The organism is Methanococcus maripaludis (assembly GCF_013760955.1).
GTDB lineage: Archaea > AGJL01 > Methanococci > Methanococcales > Methanococcaceae > Methanococcus > Methanococcus maripaludis_A.
Map to the genome: position 1 here is coordinate 159,957 of NZ_JACDUL010000003.1, position 19,250 is coordinate 179,206.

Annotated in this window: 20 protein-coding genes; 6 read left to right on the forward strand and 14 right to left on the reverse strand. The window is 34.3% G+C overall.

Translation table 11 applies throughout. From position 1 onward, the window contains the following. Positions 1-47 precede the first annotated feature (47 nt). Complete coding sequence (locus HNP90_RS06145; RefSeq protein WP_012067829.1) at positions 48-1,136, forward strand: 60S ribosomal export protein NMD3; 1,089 nt, start codon at positions 48-50, stop codon at positions 1,134-1,136. Positions 1,137-1,160: 24 nt separating this feature from the next. Here the strand turns inward: HNP90_RS06145 and HNP90_RS06150 are convergent, their stop codons facing one another. Continuing rightward, positions 1,161-2,066, reverse strand: coding sequence for a homoserine kinase (locus HNP90_RS06150; RefSeq protein ID WP_012067828.1), 906 nt, complete (start codon positions 2,064-2,066; stop codon positions 1,161-1,163). 122 nt (positions 2,067-2,188) lie between these two features. After that, the gene (locus HNP90_RS06155; protein WP_012067827.1) at positions 2,189-3,157 is read right to left on the reverse strand and encodes a PQQ-binding-like beta-propeller repeat protein; all 969 of its coding nucleotides are present in this window, start codon (positions 3,155-3,157) and stop codon (positions 2,189-2,191) included. Positions 3,158-3,315: 158 nt separating this feature from the next. Here HNP90_RS06155 and HNP90_RS06160 point away from each other — a divergent pair, with 158 nt between their 5' ends. Both HNP90_RS06160 and HNP90_RS06165 read left to right on the forward strand, forming a co-directional pair. Continuing rightward, positions 3,316-4,242 (forward strand): beta/alpha barrel domain-containing protein, encoded by a 927-nt coding sequence (locus HNP90_RS06160; protein ID WP_012067826.1) that lies wholly within the window; start codon positions 3,316-3,318, stop codon positions 4,240-4,242. A gap of 11 nt (positions 4,243-4,253) precedes the next feature. After that, positions 4,254-4,439: a hypothetical protein gene (locus HNP90_RS06165; protein WP_012067825.1), complete on the forward strand. Its 186-nt coding sequence runs from the start codon at positions 4,254-4,256 to the stop codon at positions 4,437-4,439. Here the strand turns inward: HNP90_RS06165 and HNP90_RS06170 are convergent. After that, positions 4,436-5,779 (reverse strand): AIR synthase-related protein, encoded by a 1,344-nt coding sequence (locus HNP90_RS06170; RefSeq protein ID WP_012067824.1) that lies wholly within the window; start codon positions 5,777-5,779, stop codon positions 4,436-4,438. The genes HNP90_RS06165 and HNP90_RS06170 overlap by 4 nt on opposite strands. A gap of 62 nt (positions 5,780-5,841) precedes the next feature. Further along, entirely contained in the window at positions 5,842-6,222 is a 381-nt protein-coding gene (locus tag HNP90_RS06175) for a nascent polypeptide-associated complex protein (protein WP_012067823.1), read from the reverse strand. Positions 6,223-6,472: 250 nt separating this feature from the next. Here HNP90_RS06175 and hypD point away from each other — a divergent pair, with 250 nt between their 5' ends. After that, positions 6,473-7,555 carry a hydrogenase formation protein HypD gene (gene hypD / locus HNP90_RS06180; protein ID WP_012067822.1) on the forward strand — a complete coding sequence of 361 codons (1,083 nt, stop codon included), beginning with the start codon at positions 6,473-6,475 and terminating at the stop codon, positions 7,553-7,555. A gap of 21 nt (positions 7,556-7,576) precedes the next feature. On the opposite strand, the gene HNP90_RS06185 is transcribed toward hypD, so the two are convergent. The 6 genes from HNP90_RS06185 to HNP90_RS06210 all read right to left on the reverse strand — a co-directional run bounded on the left by HNP90_RS06185 (position 7,577) and on the right by HNP90_RS06210 (position 13,367). Further along, on the reverse strand, positions 7,577-8,314 hold the full coding sequence (locus tag HNP90_RS06185) for a heparan-alpha-glucosaminide N-acetyltransferase (protein WP_012067821.1): 738 nt from the start codon (positions 8,312-8,314) through the stop codon (positions 7,577-7,579). 39 nt (positions 8,315-8,353) lie between these two features. Next, on the reverse strand, positions 8,354-9,148 hold the full coding sequence (locus HNP90_RS06190; protein ID WP_012067820.1) for a CBS domain-containing ParB/RepB/Spo0J family partition protein: 795 nt from the start codon (positions 9,146-9,148) through the stop codon (positions 8,354-8,356). A 5-nt stretch (positions 9,149-9,153) separates the two neighbouring features. Beyond that, positions 9,154-9,384: a DUF504 domain-containing protein gene (locus tag HNP90_RS06195; protein WP_012067819.1), complete on the reverse strand. Its 231-nt coding sequence runs from the start codon at positions 9,382-9,384 to the stop codon at positions 9,154-9,156. A 12-nt stretch (positions 9,385-9,396) separates the two neighbouring features. After that, complete coding sequence (locus HNP90_RS06200) at positions 9,397-10,857, reverse strand: DHH family phosphoesterase (RefSeq protein WP_012067818.1); 1,461 nt, start codon at positions 10,855-10,857, stop codon at positions 9,397-9,399. 134 nt (positions 10,858-10,991) lie between these two features. Further along, positions 10,992-12,788 carry a translation initiation factor IF-2 gene (gene infB, locus HNP90_RS06205; RefSeq protein WP_012067817.1) on the reverse strand — a complete coding sequence of 599 codons (1,797 nt, stop codon included), beginning with the start codon at positions 12,786-12,788 and terminating at the stop codon, positions 10,992-10,994. 159 nt (positions 12,789-12,947) lie between these two features. Then, on the reverse strand, positions 12,948-13,367 hold the full coding sequence (locus HNP90_RS06210; protein ID WP_012067816.1) for a nucleoside-diphosphate kinase: 420 nt from the start codon (positions 13,365-13,367) through the stop codon (positions 12,948-12,950). A gap of 191 nt (positions 13,368-13,558) precedes the next feature. Here HNP90_RS06210 and purE point away from each other — a divergent pair, with 191 nt between their 5' ends. Beyond that, entirely contained in the window at positions 13,559-14,035 is a 477-nt protein-coding gene (gene purE / locus HNP90_RS06215) for a 5-(carboxyamino)imidazole ribonucleotide mutase (protein ID WP_012067815.1), read from the forward strand. A 1-nt stretch (position 14,036) separates the two neighbouring features. Here the strand turns inward: purE and HNP90_RS06220 are convergent, their stop codons facing one another. The 4 genes from HNP90_RS06220 to HNP90_RS06235 are packed head-to-tail and all read right to left on the reverse strand — an operon-like array spanning position 14,037 to position 17,849. Next, on the reverse strand, positions 14,037-15,929 hold the full coding sequence (locus HNP90_RS06220) for a PINc/VapC family ATPase (RefSeq protein WP_012067814.1): 1,893 nt from the start codon (positions 15,927-15,929) through the stop codon (positions 14,037-14,039). Between the two features lie 60 nt (positions 15,930-15,989). Next, a complete protein-coding gene (gene hisI, locus HNP90_RS06225) occupies positions 15,990-16,379 on the reverse strand; it encodes a phosphoribosyl-AMP cyclohydrolase (RefSeq protein ID WP_012067813.1) in 390 nt (129 codons plus the stop codon). An 18-nt stretch (positions 16,380-16,397) separates the two neighbouring features. After that, on the reverse strand, positions 16,398-17,375 hold the full coding sequence (locus tag HNP90_RS06230; protein ID WP_012067812.1) for a beta-ribofuranosylaminobenzene 5'-phosphate synthase: 978 nt from the start codon (positions 17,373-17,375) through the stop codon (positions 16,398-16,400). 12 nt (positions 17,376-17,387) lie between these two features. Continuing rightward, entirely contained in the window at positions 17,388-17,849 is a 462-nt protein-coding gene (locus HNP90_RS06235) for a CBS domain-containing protein (protein ID WP_012067811.1), read from the reverse strand. Positions 17,850-17,924: 75 nt separating this feature from the next. On the opposite strand from HNP90_RS06235, the gene HNP90_RS06240 reads away from it, so the two are divergent. After that, positions 17,925-19,067 (forward strand): TraB/GumN family protein, encoded by a 1,143-nt coding sequence (locus HNP90_RS06240; RefSeq protein ID WP_012067810.1) that lies wholly within the window; start codon positions 17,925-17,927, stop codon positions 19,065-19,067. The last annotated feature ends 183 nt before the right edge of the window (positions 19,068-19,250 follow it).

Here is a 19,250-nt window from a genome sequence, read left to right on the forward strand (position 1 = left end):
TTCTTCTTTTTTACTTAATTAACGAATTTTACATTTTTGGTGATATTATGAAAGGATTCTGCTACCGTTGCGGTCATGAAGGCGAACTTCTAGATGGCTTATGTAAAATCTGCTACACCCACATGAATCCACTTATTGAACTCGATAACGAGATCCACGTTGAAGTCTGCCACATGTGCGGGTCGTACAAGAGAAAACTCTGGCAAGACCCTCAAAAAAAGGAAACTTACGAAGTAATGGAAGAAATTGCATATTTTGGAGTTAAGGATAATTTAAAAAAGGCAAATAAAAGCATTGATGTAGAAATAATTCCACAAGAACCACGACAGCTTCCGGGAGGAAAAAGATCCCGTGTAGAAATCCCAGTTGTTGTTTTTGCAGAAGGACGACTCGTTGGGGAAGACAACGACAGAGATGAAGAAAGACACATTACAGTTTATCTTGATATGGTGCAGTGCCCAAGATGTTCTAGATGTATGTCAAACTACTACGAAGGAACGCTCCAAGTTAGGGCAATGAACCGATTTTTAAATGACAAAGAAAGGATAGAATTGGACGACTTCGTTAGGGATGAAGCTGAAAAACGACTTAATAAAGACAGGATGGCATTTATCTCAAAATATATTCCACAAAAAGAAGGGTTAGACTATCAAATGGGTTCAATGGGTGCAATACGAAATATTGCATCAGCGATAAAAGCCAAATACGGCGGAAAATCAATTGAAACTGCAAAACTCGTTGGAGTAGATAAAGATACTGGAAAAGACCAGTACAGAATTACGGTTGCAGTTCGAATTCCAGAATTTAAACTCGGAGATATTTTAGAATATACTGAAAAACTATATGTCGTTTCTTCGTTGAATGAAGCGAGAGTTTACCTTGAACCTGTTGAACTTGGAGATAAAATTTCACTTGCCTGGAATGAAATTGATAAATCTGCAAAATTAATTAAAAAAGGAGAAGATTGTGAAACTGCCACAGTAATTTCAATTACTCCTGACACGATAACTGCGATGGACGATTCAAATTACGAGATATACGAATACAATAATTCGGTTGAAGATGTAAAAGAAGGAGATAAATTAAGAATATTCAAAAACGAAGAAATCAACAGGATTTTAGAAATTTTAGAATAAATAAAAAAATTTTTTAATTTTAAATTATTCAATTTCTTCAACGTAACATCCGGGCCCCACTTTCGTATAGTAAACCGGACAGTTCCAGACATCCTTAAATATATTTTCGATATCAATTACGTGTTCTTTTTTAGGTATTGTAATAATTGCAGGTCCTGAACCACTGATCGTTATACCGTAGACCATATCTTTTACCTTTTCTTTAACTTCGTCATATCCATCAATTAAATTGGCCCTGCATGGTTCAACAACGCAGTCTTTTGACATGTATCTTCCAAAAAGTTCTAAATCGTTGTTATATAATGCATAAATCATTCCTGCAGCTTTTCCAACGTTGTTTACCATATCGTTTATTGGAATTTCCTTTGGAAGTATTTCTCTTGCGGTTTTCGTACTTACCTGAATGTTTGGAAGTGCAACTAAAACTTCAATATCTACGGGGATATGAAGTACTTCTAAAGGATCGTAGCTTGTTGTAAGTGTAAATCCCCCAAAAATTGCAGGAGCTACGTTATCTGCGTGAGGAGCGCCTGCGGCGACTGCTTCCCCAAGTGAAGAATATTTAACAAGTTCTAATTTGGATAATCCCAGTTCAAAAAGTTCATTTAATGCAAATGCAACTCCTGCACATGACGCGGAACTACTTCCAAGACCGCTTCCGGGTTTTATTCCTTTATTTATATGAATATGGATTCCTGATTCGATATTAAAATCTTCCATCATCTTTTTAGCAACCACTCCTGCGGTATTTTCGTCCACTTTTGTAGATATCTCTTCTGCTTTTTCCCCGTCAACAGAAATTGTAATTCCTTGTTCCGTTTTTTCGACTTCCAATGTATCATATGGCTTTGAAAGAGCAAGCCCGAAAATATCATACCCCGGACCGAGATTTGCAGAAGTTCCAGGCGAACACACCTTTACTTTTTTCATAATACCACCAAAATAATCCAAATATTGTTTGTCATTTGTTAAATTATAAGTAAAAATAGATATAAAAATGCTACTCAGATTTATAATCTTTTGAAATCAGCAAAAAAGTTGTTAATAAAATATTAATTAAATAATGCGTAGAATTTTCCATTTCTTGTCCCAAAATAGATTGTTCCGTTTTTATCTATTGTTGGAGTAGCTATTATCCAGCTTCCCGTTTGAAAATTCCACTTTTCAGTTCCGTCGGGGTTTATTGCGTATAAATGACCATCATATGAACCAAAATAAATTGTTCCGGTGTTTCCAATTACGGGGGAAGATTCTATACGTTTATCCGTTTTAAAACGCCACTTTTCAGTTCCGTCGGGGTTTATTGCATAGAGATAACCATCGAGGGACGTTACATAGATCGTTCCATCTTCTGAAATTGCAGGCCTTGTAACAATCCAGTATCCAGCATAAAATTTCCACTTTTCAGTTCCGTCGGGGTTTATTGCATAGACCTTATCTGAACCAAAATAAATTGTTCCATCTTTACCAATGGATACTGCAGAAGTTATTGTATCATTAGTTTTAAAACGCCACTTTTCAGTTCCGTCGGGGTTTATTGCATAGAGATAATTGTCATTTGATCCAACATAAATTGTTCCATCTTCTGAAACTATGGGTGTTGCATATATTGCCCTATTGGTTTTAAAACGCCACTTTTCAGTTCCGTCGGGGTTTATTGCATAGAGATAACCATCGAGGGACGTTACATAAAGTACGTCTTCAAAAATCGTAAAGTCGGATGCTATTGCTTTTTTTGTACCAAATTTCCACTTTTCAGTTCCGTCGGGGTTTATTGCATAGACCTTATCTGAACCAAAATAAATTGTTCCATCTTTACCAATGGATGGCTTGCACTCAATTATTTCGTCCGATTTAAAAGACCACTTTACAGACCCATCAGGATTTATTGCATAAAGATTTTTATCGCCTGAACCAACATATACGGTTCCGTTTTTAGAAAGAATAGGGCTTGAATCGATACTATTTCCGATCAAAAATTCCCATTTAATTTTACAATCATTTACGCCCCCACGCAACATGATATCCCCCGATATGGCTTTTGCAATTTATTATAAATTTGTGCTTATAACTTATATATTATTTTTCATTGACTGTAATTAAATCTAAACTATTTTAAATTAAAAAACAGAGAACTATTATTGATAATAGTTAGTTAAAAGCTAAAGAGGGGACAATAGTGGTTAAAAAAATAAGCTGTAATGAAGTATTAATTCCGCTGGAAACTCCAAAGTCAATGCATGAGGAATATATTCAAAATTACCTGAATCTTACAAGAAATACGGGCAATTTAATGCTTTTTGCAGGCGATCAAAAAATCGAACATTTGAACGAAGATTTTTACGGAAAAGATATTTCAAAAGATGATGCAAATCCAGAACACCTGTTTAAAATTGCTAAAAGTTCAAAAATAGGTGGTTTTGCAGTTCAGTTTGGATTACTGTCAAGATACGGCCACGATTATAAAGATATAAATTACATCATAAAATTAAATTCAAAAACAAATCTTGTAGAAACGAACCAGAAAGACCCGATAAGCCGTTCACTGATAAATATTAACAATATTCTGGAATTTAAAAAAAATTCTGGAATTAATATAGTTGGAGTTGGCTACACAATATACCTTGGAAGTGAATATGAGCCAGAGATGCTTTCTGAAGCTTCGAAAATAATTTACGAAGCCCATAAAGGAGGACTCGTTGTAATTCTCTGGATTTATCCGAGAGGAAAATCTGTAGAGAATGAAAAAGATCCCCATCTAATTGCTGGAGCCACCGGCGTTGCATCGTGCCTTGGTGCAGATTTTGTAAAAGTAAACTATCCAAAATCAGAAAATCCTGCAGAATCATTTAAAGAAGCTGTTATGGCTGCCGGAAGAACGAAAGTAGTCTGTGCAGGCGGATCAAGCACAGATATTGAATCATTTTTAAAACAGCTTTACGAACAGATCCATATAAGCGGGGCGTCAGGAAATGCCACTGGCAGAAATATACATCAAAAATCATTTTCAGATGCCATATCAATGTGTAATGCAATCTATGCAATAACAATTGACGGAAAAACTGTTTCAGAAGCTTTAAATATATACAACGAAAGAAAATCTTAAAAGGTGATACTATGGATATGGAAATGATACTTGGACTTATTGATACCCTTGAAAAAAAAGGTGTTGGAATTCAGCTATCTGTTGAAAATCAGAAAACCGTTGAAATTTCGATAAAAAATAAAAATGTGGACATAAATATTGTAGATCCGTCAAAAATAGGAAAATTAATAAAAGAACTTAATATTAAGACTAATTAATCTTTAACCATTTCTTTTAATATAAAATCTTTCTTTTCTATTGCCATGTCGCATGTTTTTTTGACTTTTTCTTTCATTTCTTCAAAGTTATCAGGTTTTTGTTCGCCAACTACCTTTTTAACTGGAGTGTATGCTGCTTCCCGGAATTTTGGAATTAAAAGTTCTTTTTCGCCATTTTTATCAATTAAATAGCTAACGTCTCCTTCTTTTACGACCCCAATCTGTTTAGCACCGGTTTTTTCCATTATTTCTCCAGCTTTATCTTCTGGAGCAATTATCAAAAGGCTGTCAATTGAAACTCCTAAAGGATCAATATTTAATTTTTGGAGCATTTCCAAGACTTTCGGGTTTACGAGTTCATTGACTTTTTCTTTGTAAATCTCAAGTGAAACTTTTGCGGTGTTTGTAATCTCAAAAGCATCCCCCCTTAATCCGCCATTTGTAACATCGGTCATTACGTGAATGTGTTTTAAAAGGTCATTTTCAATTAAATTTTTGCATGATTTTAAAAAATCAACGTTAATCGTTTCTTTTATAACGTCAAACATTCCGTAATAGAGCGCAGTTGTAGAAATTGTTCCACCACCGCTTCCTTCAGTCATTAAAATTACATCCCCAACTTCAGCTCTTTTTCTTGCAGTTGGTTCTCCTTTTCCAATTGTTCCGATTGCACCAACAGCACTGACCATCCTGTCCCCTAAAACCATGTCCCCGCCAACTCTCAAGGTACTTCCTGCAACAAGCGGTACATTTACAGCTTCGGAAACTGCACAGATTCCAGCAGTGTAATCGAATATTTTTGAAACGTCTCCATCGTCTGCAAGGTGAATGTCACTTATAACTGCAACTGCGTCTGCACCCATAACGTAAACGTCCCTTAAAGCAGCTCTTGCAACGTGAAATCCTGCAATAAATGGAAAATCGCTTAATCTAGAGTGGGTTCCATCAACTGCAACAACTACGTGTTCTGCATTTGCTTTTACAACCCCTGCATCGTCCTGTTCAGTACTATCAACTTCAGTTTCTAAATTTGTACTTTCAATAATTCTCGCAATTTCGCGGTGAACAAAAAAATCGCCTTCTCCTCGGCTTCCAACACCCATTTTTCCCATTGTAATTCCGGATTCTGGGCAGTCGAGTAAATATTTTAAATTTTTATCTTCTGATTCATGGTATTTTTCAGTTGTCTTTACTTCTTCGACCACTGCTTCGACAAATCTTCTTGCCCATCCTTCATCAGTGTCTTTAACTTCAATTACTTTTTTAAAACCGTCTTCAATGATTTTAGACTCTGAAATTCCCTTTTTCAGACACTTTCTTACGTACCTTTCGATATCCATTCTTTCACCGGCTTAGAAAAAACAAAAATAAATAAAATGTTTGATAATTAAAAAAATAAAAATTAGTTTCCAAGTTTTAAAATAGCTTCAGCTAAATCCCCATTAGCTTCTTCTAATGCTTTTTTAGCTTCTTCTTTTGAAACTCCGCACTGGCTTGAAACCATTTCGATGTCTTCTTCAGTTACTTCAACTTTTACTTCAACATCTTCGATTTTTTCTTCTTCTTTTGCTACTTTCTTAGCTTTTCCAGTAATCGAATAAGTTTTATTTCCAAGCATGTCCATTACCTGAACTTTTGGTTTTTCAAAGACCAAGAGTTGGTCTTCAAGTTCAATTGTAACCTTAACAGCTTTCAAATCTTCGGCATCCATTCCGAAATCTTTCATCATCTTCTGCATTTGTTTCATCATTCTTGGATTAAACTTTCCTCCGCCAGGAAACATGATAAACACCTCATAATTAGTTCGAATATGTTTAGAATAACTATAATTTGATAACATGATATAAAAACTTATAATAAATTAAAATCTGATTGTACAACTCCTCAAAATCAATAATTCCATAAATCAAAATATTTTAATTGATTTTTGTTGTTAATCAGAGATTTTTAGACTTTTTTTACAAAGATCCACTCTACTATTTTTATATAGTATTTTGTCATAATTTTGGTATCTTAATCAGAAGGGGAATAGTATGGATGCAAAACTCATGAACATCAATGACAAAGAATTAATTAAGAAATCTATTCAAACAATCCAAAAACTCTCTGAAAAACTGGATGATGTAAAAATAATGCACGTTTGTGGATCACACGAACATACCATCTGTAAATACGGAATAAGAGACGTTTTACCGGACAATATTACGGTAGTTCCTGGACCAGGATGCCCAGTGTGTGTTACAACACAGAAAGAAATCGATGAAGCAATGTACCTTGCTGAACAGGGATACACGATTGCAACCCTTGGAGATATGTATCGAGTTCCGGGAAGTGAAAAATCATTAATGCAACTTCAATCCGAAGGTGCAGATGTAAAAATTGTTTACGGAATTGGAGATGCAGTTAAACTTGCAAAAAAACAGGATGAAAAGGTAGTATTTGTTGCAATCGGATTTGAAACCACTGCTCCAACAACTGCCGCAGAATTATTAAATAAACCTGAAAATTTCTACATATTAAATTCACACAGACAAACCCCCCCAGTAATGGGATTTTTACTCGGCGGTGGAACATCACTTAATCTGGACGGATTTATATGTCCTGGCCACGTTTCAACGATTACGGGATTAAAACCATATTATGGCCCATGTGAAACATACCATGCACCGATGGTTGTTGCAGGCTTTGAACCAATCGATGTAATGGCTTCAATCGTGATGATATTAAAACAGCTCGTAAAAGGCGAAGCTAAGGTTGAAAACGAGTACACGAGAGGAGTTAGGGAAGAAGGAAACGTTATTGCACAAAAAATTATGAATAAGGTTTTCGAACCATCAGACGTTGCGTGGAGAGGATTTCCGGTTATCAAAGATGGCGGAATGAAATTAAGAAAAGAATTCAAACAATACGATGTTCACGAAAATATTGACATTCCAGATATTAAAGAAGTAATAAACAAAGCTTGTATTTGCAGTGAAATCTTAAGGGGAGAAAAACTTCCACATGACTGTAAATTATTTGGAAAAACCTGCGATCCGATGAATCCTGTTGGAAGCTGTATGGTTTCTGATGAAGGAACTTGCAGAATCTTTTATAAATACAGTAAATTCAGATAAATACAATAATTCTTTTTTGTTTTAGAGCGCTATTTTTGAAAATATTCCGTATTTTAAAATTAAAAGTCCAACCAGAATCGGCTGGTGGATTATGTAAATAAAAAGGGTGTTTTGTCCTAAAAAACATATTTTATTGAAAAATTTATTTTTGAAAATTTCAAATGAATATCTCGAAACTCCATTTTTATAATATTTTTCTGAAAAATTCATTCCAAGTAGGTAAATTCCAAACCACGGAAAAATCGGAAAGTAATCAAGAGTGTAAAAGTTACGGGGCATTATTCCAAAAATGAGTAAATATGGAGTATCTAAAACATTCCCATTAAATAAAAATCCGATAATCAAAAAAATAAAAGCGAAAAACAGATTCATTTTTTTAAAGCGGTAAAATATAATTCCAAAAATCCCTGAAATCGCCAAAAAATGTATAATTCCAAAATATATTGTTCCGGATGTTAAAAAACTGCCTGTAATAATTGTTATCAATATTGCAATTGTAAAAAGCTTTGTAAAACGAATAAAGTAGTTTTTATAGTTTAAATTATTAGATGCAACTTTTTTTGAAAAACTGATGTTAAAAGAAACCCCTGAAATGAATATAAACATGGAAGCCACAAAAAGAGCAAAAATACTCCAGAATAACAGATTTTCAGAATATCCTAAAAAATATTTTAAATCAGTTACAAAATTTGAAATAACCATCAGTATTATTGCAATTCCCCTAACAAAGTCTATTTCTAAATACCTGTTTTTCTGCATAATTGTGATATAAATTTTAAAGAATTAATAATTAGTGATTTACATTTCAAGGATATTTGCCTTGAGTTTGTATGCACTACTGCAATTCATTTTCTCTTCATCGAGTATCTTAATATCTTTTAAACACTTCAAACCCTGTTTTTCAGCAGTTTTTTCGATTCCCATCTGTTTATCAGTATCTATTTCCAAAACATGCGCTTCGAGTTCTTTTATATTTGAAAGACATGCAGCTACTGCCCTGTGGTGGCCATCGACTAAAATATACTTTTCATTTTTATTTGTCTTTATAACAATTATTGGTTCAGCAAGTCCCCGTTTTAACTCGTATGCTCTACCATAAAGCTCATCTTCGTAAACCGTAGCCTGAGTTGGAACCAAATCATCGATATGAATTGTTTCTCGCTTTGTAGTTACTTCGTATCCCAAATTTATGTAAGAATTTACTATTTTTTTGAGCTTTTTTGGCGTGGTTTTTTCGATTTGCGACCTTATAACATCAGTATTTGTGATAATTCCAAGAATATTATTGTTTTCATCAACTACAGGAAGTTTTGAAAATCCAGTTCTAAACATTATCCGTCCAACATCCATTATCTTGGTGTTTGGCTTTGTAACGATCATTTCGTCCCTTGAAGTCATAAATTCACTTACTTTAATCGATTCATCCTTTCCGATAAGGTCGTGAACTGAAACAATGCCTTTAACTTTTGAATTAACCACAACTGGAAACGTATCGTGAGTAGTTTCCTTTACAAGCTTTATTATATCTGAAACCGTAGCATCAGGAGTTATAGAATGAACTTTTTTTGTCATATACTCTTCTGCATAAACCATGATTTCTACCTTTTTTTGTAAAGTATTTCTCCAGTTTTTAAATTTACAATTTCTAAAATCCTATGAAATGGAACGTGTGTTTCGTCAAAAACAAGAAAAGAGTCTTCAATAACGATATTTTTTAAAGGGACTGCTTTTTCATCGTTTTTTGCGCCCCTGTGAAGATATGTTATATTATAATCTTCGGGATTATAGTCGGGATGCCACAACAACTTGTTTATAAGTTCTTTTAGCATTTTATCAGAATATTAATCCTGTCCAGCAGGCTCTTCTTCTTCAATACCCATTGTTTCAAATATTTTTGCCTGAATTGCTTCTTCCACGAGCTTTCTTAAGGACTGTTTATCTGAAACGGATTGGAATATACCAAGTTCCACACTTGCTGCTGCTGAAGACTGGTGTCCGCCGCCACCAAATGCTGTTTTCATGATATTTCCAACATCAATTCTCAAATCTTTTGTTCGTGAACTTATGTGAATTTCATTTTCAGCTATTCCAAAAATATAAGTCGTGTTTATTCCTTCCATTTTAAGCAAGAATTCTGCTGCTCTTGGTAAGGCGTCCCTATTTTTTAAGGTCCCCACATATGAAAGTGCAAGATTTCCTTTGATGATTTTTCTATTCATTATGGCTTTTCCAAGGATTTCCATAGTTTCTGTATCCATGTCTGGATTTTCAATCATTTCTAAAACTTTTGGATCCATTAATCCCTGTAAATAGCTTGCAGCTTCGAAATCTTTTTTGGAAGTTTTTCTTTTGAAATAATTCGTATCTGATGTTATTGCATAGTACAGTGCAGTTGCCAAATCCCTATTTGGAGTAATATCGAGTTCAAGTAAATATTTCGTTAAAATTGTAGCTGTTGCACCAATTTCAGGTAATATATCCATATATTTTGCAGCAATATCACTATCGTTGTGGTGATCAATTATTACAGATAGTTTTGAAGCTTCGACATCGATTGGAAGGGTTTTTGAACTTGAAGAATCCACTACTGCAATAGAACAGTATCTAGATAAGTTTATTTCATCAATTGGGTTTAATTTTATGCTGAGTAAATTTACCATAGCTTTGTTTTCGTCATAACCGATTTTTCCGCCGTATGCGATTTCTGAAGAAACACCCCATTTATCAAAAATAGTTTTCAATGCCATTGCACTTGCCATTGCATCTGGGTCGGGGTTTCTGTGCATCAATATTAAAAAAGGAGCCTTGTGATTTTCCTGTGATTCATCTTCTTTTTCGGAGAAATAATCATTAAAAGACTTTTTAGCGGCATTTGCTACCTCTTTTAATTCAGATAATTTTCTCCTCAATTTTGACTTTTCTATCTCGTTTACAGCATCTTTTGCAGCGCTTTCGAGAGGGTAAATTATTTTGTTTATATCTAAACCGTTGTAAAGTTCAGGGTATTTTATAATGCCCCTTACAATAAGGTAGGCTTTTGTATTCAATTCTGAAATTATTTCTACAATTTTCCTGTTTACTTCGTAGTCATTTGTAAGAACCAATATAGTATCTGCGTCCTTTACCTTAGCTCTTTCTAAAACATCTAATTCGGAAGCATCGCCAATCACATAGTTAAAATCCCCATTTTCAAGAGATTCAAAAACAGCTTCATTTTTATCTATCACGGTTACTTTATCAATATTTTTAGCGTTATTTACGACCTTACGCCCTAAAGAACCATAGCCTATGACTAAAATCATATTATGCCTCCGAAAGAGAAAATTATTAAGTTAAGTTAGATTTGAAAATTCCGAATAATAGTCCATAACTACATTTAACGTAATGGGTATATATTGTTGACGTTTCGTCATTTGTATAAATGTGGTTTAATGGCTTACATTCCCCAAAATATATTGTTTTCGATCTTCTGTTTCAATTCCATGTATCTTGAAAGGGCTTCTTTTTCATCCCCCCTCAATTCATCCTTAAATTCGTGGTGTAACTTCCTTGCCTCAGGTTCTGGCACTTCGACATACAGTATATCGTTTTCTTTTGCGTTTCTGCTGAGAACGATATTTCCATCAATTGAAACTGGAACTTGCATACCAACTTTTGCTTCTTTTATATTTTCCTGCTGGTTATCTCTCATTTCCTTAACATATCCAAGTTTTTTTCCATCTTCAGACATTATCGGACTTCCAATTTTTAAAGTACCGTAGAGGACTTCAACACCGCATACTGCAGGTTCTTTTTGTCTAAAAATACAGTTTGGAAGAATTTTAATCATTGCAGGTTTTGTCAATCTGTTTATCTCGTCAGATTTCAGTAATTCTTCCATTTCTTTTATCCAATCTTCGTATTCTTCGACTAATTTATAGATGATTTTTCCTTCGAGTAATTTAACATCTGATTTTTCAATTTCCACTTTTGCATCCGCAAGTACTTTTGTATTAAACGAAATTATAAGTCCATTTAACGGATTCGTTGAAGCGTATGATGAAGCTTCGATAACCTCTTTTTTAGAGATATCCCCAACTTCTGCTTTTTTGATTTTAGCCTTTACTTTTCGAAGTTCATTTGCAAGAGCTTCGAGGGAACCCATCGTGTCTGCTTTAATGATGATTCCTTCGTCATCAGTTAAAATGGTAAATTCCTCAACTTCCTGAAGAACTTCTTCTTTTGCAGCATCTACCTGATCTTTTGGAACAATCCTTAAAGGGCTTCCTGCAATAACGTTATCAAGATCAGGTGCAGATATTTTAACACCTGTTGCCGCAGAAATCTGTTTTGAAGGTTTAAATTTATCCTTTGGGTCCCTCATTTCATCAAGTTCTTTTGGCTTTAAAAGTGCCTTGATTTTTGTTACGAGCACACCGTCAGGATTTCCAACAACCAAAAAATCGCCCGTTTTTGCAATTCCGTCGTAAATTATTGCATCGATTGTTTTTCCAAGACCTTTTTCTTCTTTTAGTTCTAAAACTGTACCTTTTGCATAACCTTCAACATTTAAAGCCAGTTTTTGCTCTAAGAATTTCTGTGCTAACCCTGAAATAATAACGAGTAAATCTGGAATTCCTTCACCAGTCATTGCAGATACTGGAACTACATTTATTGTTTTTGTAGTATCTTTAACTCTTGAAAACAAATCTGCATCGAATCCAAGTTCATTTAAGTGTTTTATAACATTTTCATATAACCTTATTTCAAACTCAGTCATTGCATTTGGGTGCTGGTTTTTTTCGTTGAAATTTAAAATAAACGGACCTTCACTTGAATTCCAACCTGGAATCCGGTCTACTTTATTTGCAGCAACTACGAAAGGAGTTTTGCACTGTTTCAAAATATTTATTGCTTCGATTGTTTGTGGCTTGAATCCTTCATTTATATCCACAACAAGTATTGCAATATCTGCTAAAGCTCCGCCTCTTTTTCTCAATGAGGTAAATGCTTCGTGCCCGGGCGTATCGATAACTAAAATTCCAGGAATAGATAAATCTGCCTTAAATAATCCTAAAAGATCCTTTGAAACTTTTTTTATCGTGTTTATCGGTATCTCGCTTGCACCGATATGTTGGGTGATTCCTCCAGCCTCTCTCTGAGTAACCCTTGTTCTCCTAATTTTATCTAAAAGGGAAGTTTTTCCGTGATCAACGTGACCGAGAACACTCACAATTGGACATCTTAGTGCCATAAAAATCACCAGTTAATTTTAATTCCTAAAATCTGTGTTTCATCCAAGTACAAATTATAAAGTTGATAAAAATCCGAAACAGAAGTTAGTAATCTAAATATTATATAGTTTACGAACAAACCCGAAAATAAAAAATGGCCAAATATTGTTATTTAAAAATTATCTTCCAAAAAATAAATTTATTTCGCGTTCTGCACTTTCCACACTGTCAGATGCATGAATTATATTTGCTGGAGTGTAAAGCCCGAAATCACCACGAATAGTTCCAGGCTCTGCTTCACAAGGACAGGTGTTTCCAAGCATTTTTCTAACCGTTGAAACTGCCCTTTCCCCTTTAATAACCATTGCAACTATCCTTCCAGAAGTCATGAAATTAATCAATCTTTCGTAAAACTCCTTTCCTTTGTGTTCGCCATAATATTCTTCTGCCAGTTCCGGTGTAAGGGTTAGCATTCTCATTTCAACGATTTCAAAGCCCCTATCTTCAAATCTCTGAATTATCCTTCCAACAAGCTTTCTTTCAACAGTATCTGGTTTTAGTGCCACAAATGTTTTTTGAACTTCGTTTTCGCATGCCATAGTATCTCCTTGAACTTTTAACTTTAAAATATTCCTTAAAATAATATTTTAGATATAATTAATTATACGCGTAACTTTTAAAATAGTTAACACAAAAATCAGAAATATTGAAATAAAAGATAAAAACACCATATGTAAAAGCATTGATTAAGTTCATTAAAATCATAAAAATAAAACCGCACGGTGATTTAATGATAACAATAATTATGGGCAGTAAAAGTGATGTAAAAATTGCAGAAAAGGCAGTTCCTATTTTAAAAGAATTTGAAATCGATTACGAGGTAAGGGTAGCATCAGCACATAGAACCCCAGAATTGGTTGAAGAAATCGTTAAAAATTCAAAATCAAAAGTATTTATCGCAATTGCAGGGCTTGCAGCTCATTTGCCAGGGGTTGTTGCGGCAATGACTACAAAACCAGTTATTGCAGTTCCTGTTGAAAGTAAACTGGATGGACTTGATGCATTATTAAGCGCTGTTCAGATGCCGCCAGGAATTCCTGCTGCTTGCGTTGGAATTGATAGGGGGGAAAATGCCGCAATTTTAGCTGCTGAAATGTTATCAATTTCTGATGAACGAATTGAAAAAAAATTAGCTGAATTTAGAGAAAAAAAGAAAGAAAAAATATTTTCAGATGATTTAGAAGTTTCATCAATTTTTAAAAACTAAATTAGAATTCTACGTAAATATCTTTTCCTTTTTTCATTGCATTTGCTAAATCCTTTCCGATTGCAGTTTTTTTACTGATATTTACAGTACCGTTTGAACTGACTGTTGCAGAGCATGCGTATTCTCCTTCGATGTAAATCTTGATATTTGCACCGATATAATCCTCGCCAAGTTCAACAATAACATGTTTTCCCGTTTGGGTCAGTTTTGTACTTTCATAGTCGTTTATAAACTCGTAAGTTTCGAATTCTTTTTCATGTTCTGCAGATTCGCTCTTTTCCCTGACACTTATTCGTAAACCCGTTATCTCTTCAAGTTTTGAGATTTCTTTTCCGCCCTTTCCAATTATTGCAGGAATGAACTTTTCCAAAACTTTTACTTCGACCGTGTTGTTGTTTACGACTTTGATATCAGGTCTTGACTTTTTTGGAAGGTGTTTTTTCAAAACTTCTGAAATTTTTTCTTCTGCGTATGCCAAAACAGGGCTTTTGGTCTCTGCTGTTTCTTTTATAGGCATTACGACGACCTGCTCCCCGTAAGTATATATTTCGTATTCTGGTGATTTCGTTAAAAAGTCGACTACTTCAATTACAGGTCTTGCCAGATCTGCTTCTTTCATTCCGTGCGGTACTTTAACATTAAATTCCACTTCGTAAACTTTTCCAATCTTACCATTTTCAATGAAAATTACGGTATCTACAATTTGTGGAATTATTCCAAGTTCAACTCTTCCAATAAGTCTTTGAATTGAATCTATTGCTTTTGAAGCGTGAACTACTCCGACCATTCCAACTCCAGCCATCCTCATGTCTGCAAATATCTCAAAATCCTTTGTTTTACGAACTTCATCGTATATCGTGTAGTCAGGCCTTACTAAAAGCAGAATATCGCAAGTTTTTTCCATGCTTCCTTCAAGTGGCGCATACTGAGTTATTTCAGCTCCAACTTGCAAATCTCTTGGACTTTCCATCGTTTTTACGATTTTATCCATATTTTTGTATCTTTCAGCCAGTGCAGAAACAAACGTGGATTTACCACTTCCCGGAGCCCCTGAAACAAAAATACCTTCCGCGGTATTCAATCGCAATTTTAAATCTTCAGAAAGGTTGTAATCCTCCAAAGACACTTTTGTAATCGGTCTTACGGCAGTAACCTCTAAAGCTTCTGAAAAAGGAGGCCTTGCAATTGAAATCCTCAAATTTCCAAGCTGGATTACCGTTGCACCCCTTCGTTCAATTTCGATTAAACCGTGATTTTGCTCAGTATATTTTAAAATATTATCAATTATTACTTTTATTTCAGCCCTATTCATTATTTCATCTGCAAATGGAATTAATTTAACTTTTCCGGGCCTTCCTTTTTTAACATAAGGTAAACAATTCTCTTTTAAGTGAACCGAACTTGTAATTTCGTCAAAATATTCAATTAATTTTAAATCTACCTTTTCCTCATGAACTTTCAAGAAGTGTGCATTGATATTTTGAGCGATTGCCAGATTATACTGGATCCGATCACTTGTAAAAAGTATTGAATTTGTATCTTTTGCAACTTTTCTAATTATTGCATCTATTTCTCCGCCCCTTGCAAGTGAAACCGCTTCAATTGAGGGCCTTTCCCCATAATATTCAATTACGATATCTTTTTCTTTTGCAACACTGACAAGCTTTTTTAATTCCTCGATTCCAAAATATCCAATTTCTCGCCCTTTATTTGCCTGTGCTTCCAATTCTGAAATTACTGCTTCTGGAACTATTATTGTGCATTTTTCGATTGTTCCGTCAGATATTAATTCAGTAATCCTCCCATCAATAACCACGCAAGTGTCTACTGTGATATTACATTCCTTAAACTTCATATTCTCATTTAAATTTTGATTAAACCCTTCGACAGACATAGTCTCACCATAAAAACGATAAAAAATATTTAAATTTTAAAAAATAATTTAAATTAAGTATTAATCTAATTTATTTCCAACAACAGTAAATTTTCCAGTATTTAAATCAATTTTATTATGGAAACAGGACATATAACCTTCGTGGCATGCCCATCCAGTTTGTTCAACGGTGAACAAAAGTGCATCGCCATCGCAGTCCCTAAATACATCTATTATTTTTTGAACATTTCCACTTTCTTCGCCTTTTCTCCAAAGTTTATTGCGGCTTGTAGAGTAGTAATGCATAAATCCTGTTTCGATTGATTTTTCCAACGATTCTTCGTTCATAAACGCAGTCATCAAAATATTTCGATCTTTATCGGTGGAAATCGCCAATAAAAGCTTCTTTCCATCGATATTTCTAAATTTCAAATCCATATTTTTTATAATTTCTTTCGTATCTAAATCCATTATTTTCCCAAACTTTGACTATTTTATTATTTCGTATCCCGAATTATTTGCTTTTGTAGAAATAATTTCACCTTCAATTCCGAATTTATCGAAAATTTCATTTGAAATTTCAGTTATTACCTCTTTATCCCCCAATGAATAAATTGTTGGGCCGAAACTTGAAATTCCACTGTATGAAACATCTTGAAGCTTTGATAATAACTGTTTTAAACTTTCTTTTTGAAGTCCAACTTCTGCACGTTTAAATCCCAAATTTTGAAGTTCGTTTACTGCCATTCCGAAGGAATCGAAGTCTTTTTCGATAACTGCGGGCATCATTTTCATCAAAACCAGCCTGCATATTTTTTGAACGTCTTCTGAGGGAACTGGACAGAATTTTCTGAATATATCAACTTCCCTGTCTCCACAGACCTGTTCTCCTTTTGGAATTGTTAAAACAATATCCCAGTCAAAATCGTGTCTGAATAATACTGGAGATGGTTTTACATCCTTTGATGCTGAAGAAGGCCTAAAATCAATTTTATCTTTTCCTTCACCAAAACTATGGCCCCCATCAACAATAAATCCACCATTTTCAAAAGCTGCAACACCAATTCCAGAAGTTCCACCTCTTCCAGTAATTTTTGCCAGTGTTTCTGCGTTTAAATCTTGACCGTAAACTAAAGAAGTAATCTTTCCAGTAGAAAGCGAAACTTGCGTTCCACTTCCAAGTCCAGAATGGGATAAAATTGCCTCATTTATTTTTAAACTTATTCCTTGTTCCCCAATAACATCTAGAACATTTTTAGCAGCATTTTTAATTCTTAATTCCAGATTTTCTCTGTCTTTTTCATCAACTTCAATTCTAAAGTCTATTTCTATTTCACTACTTTCTTTTCCTTCGATCTGAAAATTAGGGTAATCCAGAGCAACTCCTACTCCGCCATCAACCCTTCCAAGTTCGCCATTTAAATCAATTAAACCCATATGTATTCTGGAAGGAGAATTCAACTTCATTAAACTTCACCTTTAAATCATTGCCTCTATCAAGTCGCCCCTTGTTACAATCCCGACCAATTTTTCGCCTTCAACAACAGGTAACCGTTTTATTTTATTTTTTACCATTGTTTCGGCAGCTTCAGTTATTGGAGTTTCTGGCGATACATTAATTATTTTTTCAGCCATTGCTTCAAAAACTTCTGTTTTAAGTGCATTCTCCATATCTCCCCTAAATTCTTCAATTTTTATCGCTGTTTTTAACGGTAATTCAATCAAATCAAAAGGAGATGGAAGTACTAGACTAAATCTCTCGTCATGCGAAGTTAAAGCCTTAATTATGTCACTCTCAGAGAGAAGTCCAACCAATTTTTCGCCTTCAACAACAGGCGCGCCACTTATTTTATTTTCCCTAAATATCGAAATTGCTTTCTCAATATTGTCGTCTTTGTTAAGTGTTATTGGCTGTTTCATTACATCTCTAACAAAAATCATTCTTCCACCAGATTATTTATCAACAAATATATATAATCCATGATTGATATAGCTACTAGATATATTGGTGGTAAAATGTATATAAGGGTTAACAATGGCGTTACAGAATGTGACATCAGATTGGTCGGAACTGCACACGTATCTGATGATAGTATTACGGATGTAGAGAATGCTATCGTCGAAACAGATCCGGAATTAGTAGCTATTGAATTAGATAAAGACCGATTTGTAGCCATGTTTCAAAACAAAAAAAATGACGTGGATTTAAAATCAGTCATAAAACAGGGAAAAGTAGGAATATACATAGTGCACTCCATCTTAGCAAACTTCCAGAAAAATATCGGAGAACAGTTTGGGATAAAACCTGGAAGTGAAATGAAAAAAGCCACCGATCTTGCGATACAATACGGAAAACCACTTTCGCTAATAGATAGGCCGATAAACATTACTTTGTCAAGAACCATCAACAAAATGACTTTTAAAGAAAAATTTGATTTTTTAATCGGACTTTTAACAGAACAAAACATTGAATTGGACGAAAAAGCAGTCAATGAAATGGTAACAAACGCGGATGATTTAATTTTACTTTTAAAAGATATTTCTCCATCAATTTACGAAACTCTCGTTGATGAGAGAGATAGATATATGGCAAAAAACCTCTTTGAATCGAGCAAAGGAAAAGAAAACATTGTTGCAGTAGTTGGTGCAGGCCACGTTCCAGGAATTAAAAATTACCTCAAACAAATGGAATCCGGAGAAGATATCGACTTAAAATCTTTAATGGAAGTAAAAAAAAAGTCAAATGTTTTAGGTAAAATAATTTCAATTGCGATTCTTTTGGTCATATTGTATGGATTTTACAGTGTATCATCAAATCTTGAAGCATTGAAAGCATTAACATTAGAATGGGTTCTGATAAATGGATGTCTTTCGTCACTTGGCGTTCTCATAGCCAGAGGTAAGCTTCAGACAATAATTGCGGCATTTTTAGCTGCCCCAGTCACATCATTAATACCCGTGATCGGTGCAGGATACGTTGCAGGATTAGTTGAGCTTAAATTTAGGGATGTTTCTTTTAACGATATTGGAAAAATGATGAATACAGAAAATTTTAAAGAATTAATGGAAAATCAGGCGATGAGGGTTCTTTTGGTTGCAGCTCTTGCAAATCTTGGGAGTGCAATTGGAACTTTCTATTTTGTACCTAGATTTTTATAATTTACAACTTTTTTGCAGCGTTTATTAAAAATTAAAAAATTAATTTTTATACTGATATATTGGTAGTGTCTTCAGTTCCTGTATCTGTAGTGTCTTCAGTTCCTGTATCTGTAGTGTCTTCAGTTCCTGTATCTGTAGTGTCTTCAGTTCCTGTATCTGTAGTGTCTTCAGTTCCTGTATCTG